Annotated in this window: 13 protein-coding genes; 9 read left to right on the forward strand and 4 right to left on the reverse strand. The window is 44.9% G+C overall.

Going from position 1 to position 14,602, the window contains the following annotated elements; genetic code table 11:
* Nucleotides 1-111 precede the first annotated feature (111 nt).
* Nucleotides 112-1,437 (reverse strand): outer membrane channel protein TolC, encoded by a 1,326-nt coding sequence (gene tolC, locus AB4482_RS02130; RefSeq protein ID WP_017061424.1) that lies wholly within the window; start codon nucleotides 1,435-1,437, stop codon nucleotides 112-114.
* Between the two features lie 227 nt (nucleotides 1,438-1,664).
* Here tolC and nudF point away from each other — a divergent pair, with 227 nt between their 5' ends.
* The 6 genes from nudF (at nucleotide 1,665) to parC (ending at nucleotide 8,626) form a co-directional block, all read left to right on the forward strand.
* The gene (gene nudF / locus AB4482_RS02135) at nucleotides 1,665-2,294 is read left to right on the forward strand and encodes an ADP-ribose diphosphatase (RefSeq protein ID WP_017061425.1); all 630 of its coding nucleotides are present in this window, start codon (nucleotides 1,665-1,667) and stop codon (nucleotides 2,292-2,294) included.
* Nucleotides 2,295-2,298: 4 nt separating this feature from the next.
* Nucleotides 2,299-2,739 carry a DUF1249 family protein gene (locus tag AB4482_RS02140; RefSeq protein ID WP_008222561.1) on the forward strand — a complete coding sequence of 147 codons (441 nt, stop codon included), beginning with the start codon at nucleotides 2,299-2,301 and terminating at the stop codon, nucleotides 2,737-2,739.
* A 59-nt stretch (nucleotides 2,740-2,798) separates the two neighbouring features.
* Nucleotides 2,799-3,623 (forward strand): 3',5'-cyclic-AMP phosphodiesterase, encoded by an 825-nt coding sequence (gene cpdA / locus AB4482_RS02145; protein WP_017061426.1) that lies wholly within the window; start codon nucleotides 2,799-2,801, stop codon nucleotides 3,621-3,623.
* A gap of 15 nt (nucleotides 3,624-3,638) precedes the next feature.
* Nucleotides 3,639-4,244, forward strand: coding sequence for an esterase YqiA (gene yqiA / locus AB4482_RS02150; protein ID WP_017061427.1), 606 nt, complete (start codon nucleotides 3,639-3,641; stop codon nucleotides 4,242-4,244).
* Nucleotides 4,245-4,483: 239 nt separating this feature from the next.
* Complete coding sequence (parE, locus tag AB4482_RS02155) at nucleotides 4,484-6,364, forward strand: DNA topoisomerase IV subunit B (protein WP_017061428.1); 1,881 nt, start codon at nucleotides 4,484-4,486, stop codon at nucleotides 6,362-6,364.
* 3 nt (nucleotides 6,365-6,367) lie between these two features.
* Complete coding sequence (gene parC / locus AB4482_RS02160) at nucleotides 6,368-8,626, forward strand: DNA topoisomerase IV subunit A (RefSeq protein WP_048614926.1); 2,259 nt, start codon at nucleotides 6,368-6,370, stop codon at nucleotides 8,624-8,626.
* A 171-nt stretch (nucleotides 8,627-8,797) separates the two neighbouring features.
* Here parC and degS read toward each other — a convergent pair whose 3' ends face one another.
* The 3 genes from degS to zapG form a co-directional block, all read right to left on the reverse strand.
* Nucleotides 8,798-9,862, reverse strand: coding sequence for an outer membrane-stress sensor serine endopeptidase DegS (gene degS, locus AB4482_RS02165; RefSeq protein WP_372180483.1), 1,065 nt, complete (start codon nucleotides 9,860-9,862; stop codon nucleotides 8,798-8,800).
* Nucleotides 9,863-10,020: 158 nt separating this feature from the next.
* Nucleotides 10,021-11,376: a Do family serine endopeptidase gene (locus tag AB4482_RS02170; protein ID WP_017061431.1), complete on the reverse strand. Its 1,356-nt coding sequence runs from the start codon at nucleotides 11,374-11,376 to the stop codon at nucleotides 10,021-10,023.
* A 126-nt stretch (nucleotides 11,377-11,502) separates the two neighbouring features.
* Entirely contained in the window at nucleotides 11,503-11,958 is a 456-nt protein-coding gene (gene zapG, locus AB4482_RS02175; protein ID WP_017061432.1) for a Z-ring associated protein ZapG, read from the reverse strand.
* A 219-nt stretch (nucleotides 11,959-12,177) separates the two neighbouring features.
* Between zapG and zapE the strand changes: the two genes are divergently transcribed.
* From zapE to rpsI, 3 genes are all read left to right on the forward strand, one after another.
* Nucleotides 12,178-13,281: a cell division protein ZapE gene (gene zapE, locus AB4482_RS02180; protein ID WP_017061433.1), complete on the forward strand. Its 1,104-nt coding sequence runs from the start codon at nucleotides 12,178-12,180 to the stop codon at nucleotides 13,279-13,281.
* A gap of 247 nt (nucleotides 13,282-13,528) precedes the next feature.
* Nucleotides 13,529-13,957, forward strand: a complete 429-nt coding sequence (gene rplM / locus AB4482_RS02185; RefSeq protein ID WP_010434689.1) for a 50S ribosomal protein L13 — start codon at nucleotides 13,529-13,531, stop codon at nucleotides 13,955-13,957.
* Between the two features lie 13 nt (nucleotides 13,958-13,970).
* Nucleotides 13,971-14,363, forward strand: coding sequence for a 30S ribosomal protein S9 (gene rpsI / locus AB4482_RS02190; RefSeq protein WP_004740758.1), 393 nt, complete (start codon nucleotides 13,971-13,973; stop codon nucleotides 14,361-14,363).
* Nucleotides 14,364-14,602 lie beyond the last annotated feature (239 nt).

The following is a 14,602-nucleotide window of genomic DNA, read 5'->3' on the forward strand; positions in this document are numbered from 1 at the left end:
TTAGTTTTTGGCGTTAAGCTTTTAGTTAGGCAGTAAATCTCGCTTTAATCGATAATAAAAATGCCGCTCAATGAGCGGCATTTTTGTAACGGTAACTTGAGTAATTAAGAGTTACTTACTTGCTACTTTTAGACCTGCGTTTACATCAACAATGTCTTGTTCGCTTAGCGTACCAACTGCTTGACGAAGCTGAAGTACACTTAGGATGTAGTTGTAACGAGCATCTGAAAGGTTTTTGTTCGCATCATATAGACGACGAGTCGAATCTAGTACGTCAACGATAGTACGAGTACCTACATCAAAACCAGCTTCTGTTGCTTCTAGAGCAGACTGAGCAGAAACTACAGACTGTTCGTAAGCGCGTAGAGCACCGATCGAAGCGCTGATGTTGTTGTTGAATGCACGTACGTCTTTTACAACGCTACGGTAAGTTGCTTCTAGATCTTCACTTGCTGCAACGTAGTTGTATTCAGCCTGTTTAGTCAATGAAGTTGTGTTACCACCCGTGTATAGAGGTACAACTAAGTTCAAACCAATGTTTAGGTTGTCTTGGTCGTAATCTTGGGTGCTGTTTGATTGATCTGAAACAGCGTAGCTACCATCTAGGGTTAAGCTTGGTAGGTGACCAGAGCTTGCTAGAGAGATGTTGTCTTTTGCTACGTCTTGAGAGATACGTGCAGCCAATAAGCTAAGGTTCTTTTGTTCTGCTTGTTCAACAAGTGCAACTGCAGACTCAGAAGATTTGCTTGCTGAGAAACGATCAGTATCTAGGATGCTTAGGTTAGAGTGTTCCTGACCTGTAATCTCACGAAGACCTTCGTAGCTATTCGTTAGGTCGTTCTCTGCAAGAACTTCATCAGCCAAAACACCATCGTACTGAGCTTGCGCATCATGTACATCGGTGATTGCTGAAAGACCTACTTCAAAACGTTGCTTAGTTTGTTCTAGTTGACGAGCAACCGCTGCTTTCTCTGCACGAACAAATTCTAGGTTATCTTGAGCGCGAAGCACTTCGAAGTATGCTGTCGCAACACGAAGGATCAAGGCTTGTTGTTCTGCCGCGTAAGCTGAATCAGATTGACGAGCGGTTTTCTCTGCCGTATCTAGTGTGATCCATGAAGAACGCTGGTAAAGCTCTTGGCTGAAGCCGATAGCAGCTCCCCAAGTGTTGTTATCAATGCTTGAATTACCAACACCTGATGTATCTCGATCACCACGATTAATGTCGTAGTTCGCAGTCAAATTGATTTGCGGTAACAAAGAGCTACGGCTTGACGTTACTGCTTCAAAAGCGGCATCGCGCTGCGCTGCTGAACGAAGAAGTTGTGGATCGTTCTGTTTTGCTTGGTCGTAAACTTCAGCTAGCGTATCAGCAAAAGCTGACGAACTCAGGCTGCCAATTGCTGCACTGATAAATAGTGGAAGCAGTTTTTTCATTTTCCTATTCCTGCCTTTTATGGAATTTTCTTTAGAAGAGTTTAACCCAGTTTGGTGGTAATTTACTCGAAACTTTGCACTTTTTTACAGTTAACAGTCCACTTGTGCAATATTTATTTTTTAAAGCTTAACTTTAATTATAAATTTTATATAAAAAGTTGAACCTTATCCTTGGTAGTTAACTCGGACAATGAGTAAACTATAAAGATCACTTAGTGAGGTACCAAATGCAACAGTATGACAATCAACGACATGAGTTTACTCCGCAAGATGTGGAAATAGTCTCAAAAGAGACGCTGTTTCGTGGTTTTTTCAAAATGGTCAAGTACACATTTAAACATAGACTATTTGAGGGAGGCTGGAGCCAACCAATAGAGCGTGAGATGTTTGAGCGTGGACATGCTGCCGCTTTGCTACCTTATGATCCTGTGCGTGATGAAGTGGTGATCGTCGAACAGATCCGTGTCGGAGCCCTAGAGCATGAGAACCCATGGCAATACGAAATTGTTGCTGGGATCATTGATACGGACGAATCGCCACAAGACGTCGCTCGTCGTGAAGCAATGGAAGAAGCCGGAGTCGAAGTCGGATCTGTATTGCCTATTACTTCGTATTATCCTTCATCTGGTGGTTGCTCTGAAAAGCTCGACGTCTTTGTTGGCTGTGTTGATGCAACGACAGCCAAAGGGGTACACGGATTGGACTACGAAGGTGAAGACATTCGTGTACAAGTGATGAGTCGCGAAGCTGCTTATCAGTTGGTAAAAGATGGTGTATTTGAAAATGGAGCCACGATCATTGCGCTACAGTGGCTACAATTGAACTACCAAGAATTACAGTCAGAGTGGATAGATTAACGTCATGCCAAATATCGCGGTCAAAAAACCGTATCATGTTGATCTTGCTGAATTGATGCGAGTTTACGAGACTAACTATGCCAAACTGAACGCTTTGTTACCGGTTGGGCATGAGGTTGGTGACGTTCGCTGTTACCAAGCCGTTAATATGGTGTATCAATTGACAGTGAATGAGGTCACAAAATACACCACATTAATAGATATATGTCAGAGTGATGCGATGCCAGTGTTTCCTTTGCCAAAAATGTCTGTCAGGCTATATCACGACGCTCGAGTTGCAGAAGTGTGCGCTAGCGGGGATTTTTCGCGAGTCAAAGCGAAATATGACTACCCCAACACTAAGCTTCTGCAAAAGGACGAGAAATTTCAATTGAATAAATTTCTTGGGGAATGGTTAACGTTTTGTTTAAAAACGGGTATCAGCCGAACCCCAATTGCCTTTTAATTGAGCCTATTTATCAACACTTTTAAAGTCTAAACAGTAACGTATCTGGATTTGTTATTTTGGAATTATCACACACTTCAAAATTTGATGAGAGCACTATTAAGCTTGTGCAGCTAACGGACACGCATTTATTTGCGCCGAGCAATGGCAGCTTATTAAGCATCAACACTCAAGATAGCTTTCGTGCTGTAGTCGATGGCATTGTTAGTCAGGGCTTTGACTATCAAGCGATTTTAGCAACCGGTGATATATCTCAAGATCACAGTGCTGAGTCGTACCAGAAATTTGAGTCAGGGATTCAGCCTTTGGAAAAGCCATGCTATTGGCTGCCAGGGAACCATGACTTTAAGCCTAATATGGGCAGTGTTTTACCATCACCACAAATACAGTGTGTTGAGCATGTCTTGCTAGGCGATAACTGGCAGATGGTGATGCTAGACTCGCAGGTGGTTGGTGTGCCTCATGGTCGCCTCAGCGATCAACAGCTTGACCTATTAGAACAGAAGCTGACGGAGTTCCCTGAACGTAATACCTTGGTTCTATTGCACCACCATCCATTGTTGGTTGGCAGCGCATGGTTAGATCAACATAACCTAAAAGACGCCGATCAATTTTGGGATGTGGTTCAACAGCACACCAATGTTAAAGCCGTACTGTGTGGTCACGTTCATCAAGACATGAACCGAGATCATCATGGTGTACAAGTCATGGCAACACCGTCGACTTGTGTGCAATTCAAACCTAACTCAGATGACTTCGCGGTTGATACTTTGTCTCCGGGCTGGAGAGAGATTGAATTACATCAAGACGGTACCGTTAGCACGCAAGTTCGTCGTCTGCCTCATGGGCAGTTCTTGCCTGATTTTAAGGCTGCTGGTTACTAATGAAGGCGGTTATTGATGCCAGGCTCTAATCAACAAGCTAATAAGCCATCGCTGCTTCTCTATATTCACGGATTTAACAGCTCATCACGTTCTCATAAAGCGAATGTGATGGCAGATTACTGTGCGGAGCATCGCGCTGATATTAAAGTCGTAACCCCTCAACTGCCGAGTTTCCCTCAACAAGCGGCACTTCATTTACAGCAGCTGGTGGAGCAATACAAAGAGCAATATCAAATAGCGTTGGTCGGTAGCTCGCTGGGTGGCTATCTTTCAACATGGCTGAATAGCCACTATGGTTTTAAAGCGGTGGTTGTAAACCCAGCAGTGAAGCCGTATGAGCTTCTTGCTGACTATTTAGGTGAACAAGTAAACCCATACACAGATGAACGATATGTACTGGAAACAAAACATATTGATGAACTGAAGGCGTTAGAGGTTTCGGCTATCGCTAAGCCGAGCGACTTCTGGTTACTTCAGCAAACGGAAGACGAAGTTCTGGATTACCGACAAGCGGTAGAGAAGTACCAAGGTGCAACACAGACAGTAGAAGAGGGCGGGGATCATAGCTTTGTTGATTTTGAACGCTACCCACAACAAATCATCACCTTTCTAAATCTTTAATCTGTTCCACCAACCAAGTGATTTTCTCTTGTTTGCCTGTTATTTCATCTATCAATGGTGAAATATCATAGTTTGATGTCTTAGTTTTTGAACTAGCTTGACATCATTACTCAGCTTCCAGACTATATTCCCCAATACTTCGCTCGTTCGCTCTACTATGACGGTTCATAGTAATGATTCTGCTTTAGTGAAACTGGAGCCAGCGAACTGACGCAAACTTTTTGAGTAAACTCCGTATTATGACTGAACAATATAATGCAAAAGACCTCGAGGTACTTGAAGGTCTCGACCCTGTGCGACACCGCCCGGGAATGTATACCGAGACAGAAAGACCTAACCACCTTGCCCAAGAAGTCATTGATAACTCGGTCGATGAAGCACTAGCGGGACACGCTAAGAAGATCAAAGTGGTACTTCATGCAGACCAATCGTTAGAAGTTACCGATGACGGCCGTGGTATGCCTGTCGATATCCACCCTGAAAAAGGGATCTCAGGTGTTGAGCTGATTTTAACTAAGCTCCACTCTGGCGGTAAATTCTCGAATAACAACTATAAGTTCTCTGGTGGTCTGCACGGTGTAGGTATCTCGGTTGTAAACGCGCTGTCAAAACGTGTTGAAGTGACCGTACGCCGAGAAGGTCAGGTTCACGAGATCGCACTTGAAGGCGGTCATGCAGTAACAGAGCTTACTGTGACGGGCACTTGTGGTCATCGTAACAGTGGTACATCAGTACATTTCTGGCCTGATCCTAAGTACTTCGATAGCCCTAAATTCTCGACACTTCGTCTGATTAACAACCTACGTGCAAAAGCAGTGCTTTGCCCAGGTTTAGAAATTACCTTTATCGACAAAGTCGGTGGTGAAGAGCATAAATGGTTCTATGAAGATGGTCTAAAAGACTACCTTGCCGAAGGCGTGAAAGGTTACACCTTGCTGCCTGAAGAACCGTATGTTGGCGAATTCGTTGCTGAAACAGAAATGGCAAACTGGGCGATCATCTGGCAGCCAGAAGGCGGCGACATGATCACCGAAAGTTACGTGAACTTAGTACCGACTAAACAAGGTGGTACACACGTAAACGGTCTTCGCCAAGGTCTTCTTGATGCAATGCGTGAGTTCTGTGAATTCCGTAATTTGCTGCCGCGTGGCGTTAAGCTAACGGGCGACGATATCTTCGATCGCTGTTCGTACGTACTGTCGGTGAAGATGCAAGATCCGCAGTTTGCTGGTCAAACAAAAGAGCGCTTGTCTTCACGTCAAACTGCTGCGTTTGTGTCTGGTGTGGTAAAAGATGCGTTTAGCCTGTGGTTGAACGAAAAGCCACAACTTGCAGAACAGCTAGCAGAAGCTTGTATTGCGAATGCCCACCGCCGTATGCGCGCAAGCAAAAAGGTTGTGCGTAAGAAAATCGCTTCAGGCCCAGCACTGCCGGGTAAGCTAACTGACTGTTCAGTTCAAGACTTAAGCCGTACCGAAATCTTCTTCGTGGAAGGGGACTCGGCGGGTGGTTCTGCTAAACAAGCACGTGATCGTGAGTTCCAAGCAGTTATGCCACTTCGCGGTAAGATCCTAAATACATGGGAAGTGTCAGCAGACCAAGTATTGGCTTCGCAAGAAGTGCACGACATCTCGGTGGCTCTAGGCATCGACCCGGACAACGATGATTTATCCGGCCTGCGTTACGGTAAGATCTGTATCCTTGCCGATGCGGACTCGGATGGTCTTCATATCGCGACACTGCTGTGTGCTTTGTTTACTCGCCATTTCCATGCATTAGTTGAAGCGGGTCATATCTATGTGGCAATGCCTCCTCTGTATCGTATCGATTGCGGTAAAGAAGTGTTCTACGCACTCGATGACGCAGAGAAAGACGGTGTGCTTGAGCGACTATCGCAGAAGAAAGCCAAGATCAACGTGCAACGATTCAAAGGTCTGGGTGAAATGAACCCACTTCAGTTGCGTGAAACCACCATGGATCCAAACACTCGTCGCCTTGTGCAGTTAACGATTGATGACAGCGAAGCAACCAACGAGATGATGGACATGCTGCTTGGTAAGAAACGTGCAGATGATCGCCGTACATGGCTACAGACTAACGGTGATATGGCCGAGGTATAATGGATGTCTAACGAAATTACATATGATGGCGTTGAACAGCTGCCAATGCGCAAGTTCACCGAAGATGCCTACTTAAATTACTCAATGTACGTGATCATGGATCGTGCATTGCCGTATATCGGTGATGGCTTGAAGCCAGTACAGCGTCGTATTATCTACGCGATGTCTGAGCTAGGCTTATCGGCTGCATCGAAATACAAAAAATCAGCACGTACCGTTGGTGACGTATTAGGTAAGTATCACCCACATGGTGACTCTGCTTGTTACGAAGCGATGGTATTGATGGCGCAGCCTTTCTCTTACCGCTACCCATTGGTAGATGGTCAAGGTAACTGGGGTGCTCCTGATGATCCGAAATCGTTCGCTGCGATGCGTTATACCGAAGCCAAATTATCTAAGTTTGCTGAGGTTCTTCTAGGTGAACTAGGTCAAGGCACTGTTGACTGGCAACCAAACTTTGATGGCACGATGAAAGAGCCTCAAATGTTGCCTGCTCGCCTACCTCACATCCTACTTAACGGTATTACAGGTATCGCGGTAGGTATGGCGACCGATATTCCACCACACAACGTGCGTGAAGTCGCTAATGCAGCCATTCACCTAATTGATACGCCTAAGTCTGAGCTTTCAGACGTGATGGGTTTCATTCAAGGTCCAGATTACCCGACTGAAGCTGAGATTATCTCCCCGAAATCGGACATCGAAAAGATCTACCGTACTGGACGTGGCAGCATCAAGATGCGCGCGGTTTGGCACAAGGAAGGCTCTGATATTGTTATCACGGCTTTACCTCATCAAGTGTCAGGTGCGAAGTTACTTGAGCAAATCGCTAACCAGATGCGCGCTAAGAAGCTGCCAATGGTTGACGACTTGCGAGATGAATCGGATCACGAGAACCCAACGCGTATCGTTGTCGTTCCTCGTTCGAATCGTATCGACTGTGACCAATTGATGAGTCACCTGTTCGCGTCGACGGATCTAGAGAAAAACTTCCGCGTTAACTTGAACATGATTGGTTTAGATAATCGTCCTCAAGTTAAAGGCTTAGTTCAAATCCTGAAAGAGTGGATCGAGTTCCGTCGCACAACGGTTCGCCGTCGTTTGCAGTACCGTTTAGATAAAGTACTGGCACGCTTGCACATCTTAGAAGGTTTGCTTGCTGCTTATCTTAATATCGATGAAGTGATTGAGATCATTCGTACAGAAGACGAACCATGTCCTGTCCTAATGAGCCGTTTCAACATTTCTGAAATTCAAGCCAATGCGATTCTTGATATTAAACTTCGTAACTTAGCTAAGTTAGAAGAGTTTAAAATCCGAGCGGAACAAGAAGAGCTTGAAGCTGAACGTGAGAAGCTTGAAAAGCTACTCGGTTCAGAGCGTCGCTTGAATACGCTGATCAAGAAAGAAATCCAAGCAGATGCGGATAAATACGGCGATGATCGTCGTTCACCTCTGATTGAGCGCGCTGAAGCGAAAGCGCTAACAGAGCGCGACTTAGTACCAAGCGAACCAATCACGGTTGTGTTGTCTGAGAAAGGTTGGATTCGTCATGCCAAGGGGCATGAAGTTGACGCTGAAGGTTTGAACTACAAATCGGGTGATAAATTCTTAGCGAGTGCTAAGGGTAAGAGTAACCAGCAAGCGGTGTTCCTCGGCAGTGATGGTCGAAGCTACTCCCTTGAGTCACATTCATTACCGTCGGCGCGAAGCCAAGGTGAGCCAATTACAGGCCGCTTGAACGTCAGCCCAGGTACTTCTATTCGCCAAGTGGTGATGGGAGAGAATGAACAATTATGGTTAGTCGGTTCTGATGCAGGTTATGGTTTTGTTTGTAAGGGTAGCGATCTGCTGTCCAAGAACAAGAGCGGTAAAGCCTTGGTTAACTTGCCACAAGCTTCTGAAGTGATGATGCCAAGCCCTATTGCTGACTTGGACAGTAATCAGATTCTGGCGATTACTAACCAAGGTCGTATGTTGTTGTTCCCGATTAAAGATCTCCCTCAGCTGAGCAAAGGTAAAGGCAACAAGATCATCAACATCCCTTCTGCGAAAGCAAAAGAGCGTGAAGAGTTTGTCTCGCATCTAATGGCTATCCCAGAGAATGCGACGCTGACAATCTATGCGGGTAAACGCAAACTTGGCTTGAAACCTGCGGATCTTGAAAATTTCCGTGGTGAACGTGGTCGTCGTGGTGGTTTACTACCTAGAGGACTACAACGAGTGACGCGCATTGATATCGATGAACCTAGCGACGCTTAGTTATGACACTCTTAGCTATGACACTTAGTTATATAGTCAGTTTTCATTGAGTTTATAATTAGCTTTGATTGATAAAAGAAAACCCAGCTTAAGAGCTGGGTTTTTTGTGTCTGGAAGTTTAACAGTGTGGGGTCGCTAACTTCATGTGAGCAATCAACATTCGTATATAGGCTACAGGCGTGTATCTTCAGCGATAGTCACCTTGAGGGTCTTGTTTTCACCTTTGCGTAATACACCAACATCAATGACAGTACCTGGGCGCAGGTCAGTAACAATGTCCATTACGCTCTGTCGTCCGCTAATCTGGGTATTATTGATGCTGACAATAATATCTTGTGCTTCAAAGCCTGCATCAGCCGCAGGACCGTTCGGGTCTATCCCGAGTACCACAATACCGCCGATATTCTTATTGCCGAGTAAGCGTGACGTCACCGAGTTGATGTCTTGTCCATCGATACCAATATAGCCACGAATCACACGACCATCGGCGATGATCTTTTCCATGATTTTATTAGCAAGCGGATAGGGGATAGCGAATGAGATCCCATAGGTTTCCATGTCGGTAGCTTGCTGGAAAGAGGCGGTATTGATACCGACTAGCTCACCTTGTGAGTTCACCAGTGCGCCACCTGAGTTACCTTCATTGATTGCCGCATCGGTCTGGATAAAGGCTTGATGGCCATCGGCACTGATCGAAGAACGGCCGGTTGCAGAGATGATACCAAAGGTTGTTGTTTGACCTAGGTTGTATGGGTTACCGATAGCCAGTACAACATCACCGACATTGGCTTTGTAATTAGGATTGAGTGGGATCACCGGTAGATTATCACCGCTGACTCTAAGTATCGCGATATCGGTGCGTTTGTCTGAACCGACAAGTTGCGCAGCTGCTACTCGGCCATCTTGAAGTGCCACAACTATTTGGTCTGCTTGAGCCACCACATGGAAGTTGGTAATGATGTAGCCTTTCTCGCTAACAATCACCCCAGAGCCCAAACCTTGTGTGAGCAGTTTGTTTCGATCGCTTTCAGCGTATTTACGGCTATAAATGTTAACCACTGCAGGCGCCGCGCGGCGAACTGCTTGGTTAAATGAAATCTGAAGAGAGCCAATATTATCAACTTTAGGGCTAGTGACGTCAGCGACAATCGCTGGTCTTAAGCTCGGGAAGGCGAGAAGAATAAGCGCCGCTGAAACGAGTCCAAGGGAAATAGAACGAAATAGAAAGGACAGCATGTTTCCCTCTTCAACAAGTAAGGTGTGAAGCCTCCATCAATGGATGACTGATTTGATTACAAGTGAAGCATAGCATTTTGATTGATCTAAAGAAAAGGGAGACTGAGTAAGTTTAAAGCAAACTTACTGAGCCTCCCTGTAATTGCGCTGACGTAAGACTATCGAATCACAAGATAGATAGTTCGGTCGCCTCGCTGGATATTAAGCGCCAGTACACCAGGTTGTTTTTCAAGAATCTCTCTAAACTCAGCAAGGTTCTTAACGGGCTGGCGGTTTACTCCGATGATGATGTCATCTTTCAGGAGTTGATAGGCTTCGGCTGGTGAACCTTGAGCAACATTCGATACCTTGACGCCCGTTGCAGAGTCACTCTCTGTTGTGTTGGTTAACTCAGCACCAGCTAGCCCTTCATGGAGCTTCTCAGCTTGTGTTTTATTATTGGTGGATTCACCAAGCGTCACATCAAAGGTTTTGCTCTTACCGTCACGAACCACACCCAGTTCAATCTGCTTACCAGCGCCGAGTGTTGCGACCTTAGCTCTTAACTCGCTGAAGGTATCAATGCGTTTGCCATTAATAGAGACAATAATATCGCCCGCTTTCAGTCCTGCTTTATCGGCTGCGCTGTCAGGGACGATTTGGCTAACAAAGGCGCCCTTGCTTGATTCATAACCGAGTGCTTCTGCCAATTCAGAGGTCACTTCTCCGCCTTGAACGCCAAGCATGCCGCGTTTTACTTCACCGAAGTCGAGAATTTGTTCTGTCAGGTTTGTCATCATATTAGAAGGGATTGCAAAGCCGATACCGACATTACCTCCGTTAGGGCCAAGAATGGCGGTGTTGATACCAATTAGCTCACCGTTAAGGTTCACTAGCGCACCACCAGAGTTGCCGCTGTTGATTGCTGCATCGGTTTGAATGAAGTTTTCAAAGTTTTCTAGATTCAGGCCGCTACGGCCGAGTGCAGAAACAATACCGGATGTCACGGTTTGCCCAAGTCCGAATGGGTTACCGATCGCGACACTAAAATCACCAACTCTTAGTTTGTCTGAGTCTGCGACTTTTATCTGGGTCAGGTTTTTGGCTTCTTCTAATTTTAGCAGTGCGATATCAGACATCTGGTCGCCGCCGATTAGCTCAGCATCGTACTCTCGACCATCATGCAGTTTTACTTTGATATCGTCCGCACCATTAATGACATGGTAATTGGTCACGATATGACCTTTCTCGGCGTCAATGATGACACCAGAGCCTAATCCGCGGAAGGGACGCTCTCGTGTTTGTTCTGGACCAAAAAAGAATTGAAATTGTTCAGGGATTTGCTGACGTTGTACCTGTTTGCCTTCTACGGCAATACTAACCACAGCGGGGGTCACTTGTTCAAGCATAGGAGCAAGGCTCGGTAATTGTTCATTACCCACACTTAATGGCAGTGCGGCTGTTGCTTTAATGGGGGTGATGATTGAACTTAAGCTTAAAGTTAGCACTGATAAAGCAAGCAAAGGTTTTTTCATCATAAACTCCTCTCTAGTTAAGGTCTTAACCCTCTTATACGTTTAATAAGTATGATAAGTTTCAAATGACCTGAGTGAAAGTTATGACTCAAAAACCTTTGTAAAGTTCACAGAAGTGTTAAATGTTTACGATGCTTTTGCTGTAACAACATCGGGAGCATTCATGATTTCTTTCTTCTGCTCTGTAAATAAACCGGTTGCGCCATTAGCGTAATCTTTCGGTTGTTCCTCAAGTGTCGCCTCTTTTACTGAAGGCTTCTCTTGTGGCTTGTCCGAATGGGCAGCGGCTGTTTTCACAAACGGGTTATCTTGCTCTGGCAGGTTAGGAATCAGCTCTGAGCTTGTTTTTTCCATGTGTTGGTACAGTTTTGTGTAGTCTTTACCTAATGTGTCCAACATTTCTGCTGATTTCGCAAAGTGATCAGCCAGCTCTTGTCGCTGCTGCTCAAGGGCAAACTTTGCGCTATCCAATTCTTTCTGTACGTTCTTTTGTTTTTTGTATTCAGGTGTCATGAGACGAGAAATAGCGACCCCTAAAATAACTCCGACTAGTAAACCGGCAACGGCATACATCCAAGGCATAACAGCTCCTTATTATTGTTTTTTAACATATTTGTTACTACTTAGTTACACGTGATACGGCTCCATGGTACTATGAGAAAGCCGCAGTATAAAGAGAAATGCGTGTGCGCTAGTTAGCAGTTTGATGCTGCATTATTCACCACATCACGTTATTCCTCGTACTGTTTGGGCTCATTTTTAGTTGTTGTCTGATATTGCTTTCATTGTGGAAATGTCGTCATGAATCCCATTAAAAAATACGAACAAGATATAAAAGAACATGGATTTCAAAGAGATCCAGCACAAGAGCAAGCCGTAAAATCTTTAGATGAACTCTTTCATCAATTTCAAGATTACATGAATACGCCCATTCCTCAACTGACTCGCTTCCAGAAATTACTAGGCAAAAAGCCAGAACTGCCACAACCACCGAAAGGTCTCTATTTTTGGGGTGGCGTAGGGCGAGGAAAAACGTACCTAATGGATACGTTCTATGATGCCTTACCGACCACTAAAAAAATGCGTGTTCACTTTCACCGCTTTATGTATCGAGTTCATGATGAGCTAAAGGCGCTAGGTAATGTGAGTGATCCATTGCCTTTAGTCGCAGACAAGTTGAAGGAAGAAGCGGACATTATCTGTTTCGACGAATTCTTTGTTTCAGACATCACCGATGCGATGATCCTAGGAACCTTGTTCCAAGAGTTATTCGCTCGAAACGCTATCTTGGTTGCGACCTCTAATATTCCACCTGCGGATCTGTATCGCAACGGGTTACAGCGAGCGCGTTTCTTACCTGCCATCAAGCTCATTCAAGACAACTGTCATATCCTTAATGTCGATAGTGGTATTGACTATCGTCTACGTACCTTAGAACAGGCTGAGATTTACCATTACCCGCTAGATAGCCAAGCGAATATTAATCTCGAAAAGTATTACGCTCAGCTCGTTGGTGAAGATAAAGAGAAGCTTAAGCAGATAGAGGTTAACCACCGTCAATTAGATGTAGTCGAAGCGAGTGATGGCGTACTGCATGGTACCTTTGCTCAGCTTTGTCAGTCGGCTCGTAGCCAGAACGACTATATTGAGTTGTCTCGGGTTTATCACACAGTTCTATTGGCGGATGTATTGCAAATGGGCGCGACTTCAGATGACGCTGCGAGGCGCTTCATTGCATTAGTTGATGAGTTCTACGAGCGCAATGTGAAGCTGATTATTTCAGCGGAAGTGGAGCTAGAAAAGCTATACACCCATGGTCAGCTAGAGTTTGAATTTAAACGTTGTCAGTCGCGTTTAATTGAAATGCAGAGCCATGAATATTTGGCAAAAGAACACTTAAGTTAGCTTTGATTATCTCGAATAAGAAATAGAATTAAAAAAATCGTGATTTTGTTCAAAAAGAGGTGATTTTTTCTTCGCTCTTCTCTATAATCCTGCGACCTACCGTTACTGCGGGCCTCTAGCGATGAGTAAAATCACGTTATGCCAAGAGTTTTCCAACACTCGAAGGGGTGATGAATGGTAACTCTTAGACAGTGGGAATACGCGAGTATTCCTTAAGTGTAAATTTTTTAAATAGGTAATTATTAGCATGAAAACTTTCGTTGCTAAACCAGAAACTGTAAAACGCGACTGGTATGTTGTAGACGCTGAAGGCAAAACTCTTGGCCGTCTAGCAAGTGAAATCGCTTCTCGCCTACGCGGCAAGCACAAAGCAGAATACACTCCTCACGTAGACACTGGTGATTACATCATCGTTGTTAATGCTGAGAAAGTTGCTGTAACTGGTAACAAAGCTAAGGGTAAGGTTTACTACCGTCACTCAGAGTTCCCAGGTGGTCTTAAAACTATCACTTTTGAAAAGCTAATTGCTAAGAAACCAGAAATGGTTCTAGAACTAGCAGTTAAAGGTATGCTTCCACGTGGTCCTCTAGGCCGCGCGATGTACCGTAAGCTTAAAGTGTACGCTGGTACTGAGCACAACCATGTTGCTCAACAGCCACAAGTACTAGACATCTAAGGGGATTATGAAAATGGCAGAGAATCAATACTACGGCACTGGTCGTCGCAAAAGCTCAGCAGCTCGTGTTTTCATCAAACCAGGCTCTGGTGAGATCGTAATCAACAAGCGTAGCCTTGATGTTTACTTCGGTCGTCCAACTTCTCGTATGGTTGTTAAGCAACCTCTTGAGCTAGTTGAACTAACTGAGAAACTTGACCTTTACATCACTGTTTCTGGTGGTGGTATTTCTGGTCAAGCTGGCGCAATCCGCCACGGTATCACTCGCGCTCTTATGGAGTACGATGAAACTCTACGTCCTGCTCTACGTGCAGCTGGCTACGTTACTCGTGACGCTCGTTGCGTTGAACGTAAGAAAGTTGGTCTACGTAAAGCACGTCGTAAACCTCAATTCTCTAAGCGTTAATTTTTCTTTACGAAAAAGTACACGCCCCCAGTTTTACGACTGGAATTGTGGTTCAAAGCTCGGCTATATGCCGGGCTTTTTGTTTTTATACCCCCTCTAAACGCTTTCCCTTCCTCGTTTTATTTCCAAATTCTTATATTTTGAAAGCTTTTGTAACCCAATGTGCGCTTTGCCTCATGATTGTTACAAAAAGGTAGCTTTATCTTGTCAAAAAGTAGGGTTTTATTTATCATTTGCCG

The organism is Vibrio sp. 10N.222.55.C7, assembly GCF_041473335.1.
Taxonomy (GTDB): Bacteria; Pseudomonadota; Gammaproteobacteria; order Enterobacterales; family Vibrionaceae; genus Vibrio; species Vibrio crassostreae_C.

Coding starts and splice junctions, on each gene's coding strand:
- tolC (WP_017061424.1), bottom strand. CDS start 1,437: ATGAAAAAACTGCTTCCACTATTTATCAGTGCAGCAATTGGCAGCCTG.
- nudF (WP_017061425.1), top strand. CDS start 1,665: ATGCAACAGTATGACAATCAACGACATGAGTTTACTCCGCAAGATGTG.
- AB4482_RS02140 (WP_008222561.1), top strand. CDS start 2,299: ATGCCAAATATCGCGGTCAAAAAACCGTATCATGTTGATCTTGCTGAA.
- yqiA (WP_017061427.1), top strand. CDS start 3,639: ATGCCAGGCTCTAATCAACAAGCTAATAAGCCATCGCTGCTTCTCTAT.
- parE (WP_017061428.1), top strand. CDS start 4,484: ATGACTGAACAATATAATGCAAAAGACCTCGAGGTACTTGAAGGTCTC.
- parC (WP_048614926.1), top strand. CDS start 6,368: ATGTCTAACGAAATTACATATGATGGCGTTGAACAGCTGCCAATGCGC.
- degS (WP_372180483.1), bottom strand. CDS start 9,862: ATGCTGTCCTTTCTATTTCGTTCTATTTCCCTTGGACTCGTTTCAGCG.
- AB4482_RS02170 (WP_017061431.1), bottom strand. CDS start 11,376: ATGAAAAAACCTTTGCTTGCTTTATCAGTGCTAACTTTAAGCTTAAGT.
- zapG (WP_017061432.1), bottom strand. CDS start 11,958: ATGCCTTGGATGTATGCCGTTGCCGGTTTACTAGTCGGAGTTATTTTA.
- zapE (WP_017061433.1), top strand. CDS start 12,178: ATGAATCCCATTAAAAAATACGAACAAGATATAAAAGAACATGGATTT.
- rplM (WP_010434689.1), top strand. CDS start 13,529: ATGAAAACTTTCGTTGCTAAACCAGAAACTGTAAAACGCGACTGGTAT.
- rpsI (WP_004740758.1), top strand. CDS start 13,971: ATGGCAGAGAATCAATACTACGGCACTGGTCGTCGCAAAAGCTCAGCA.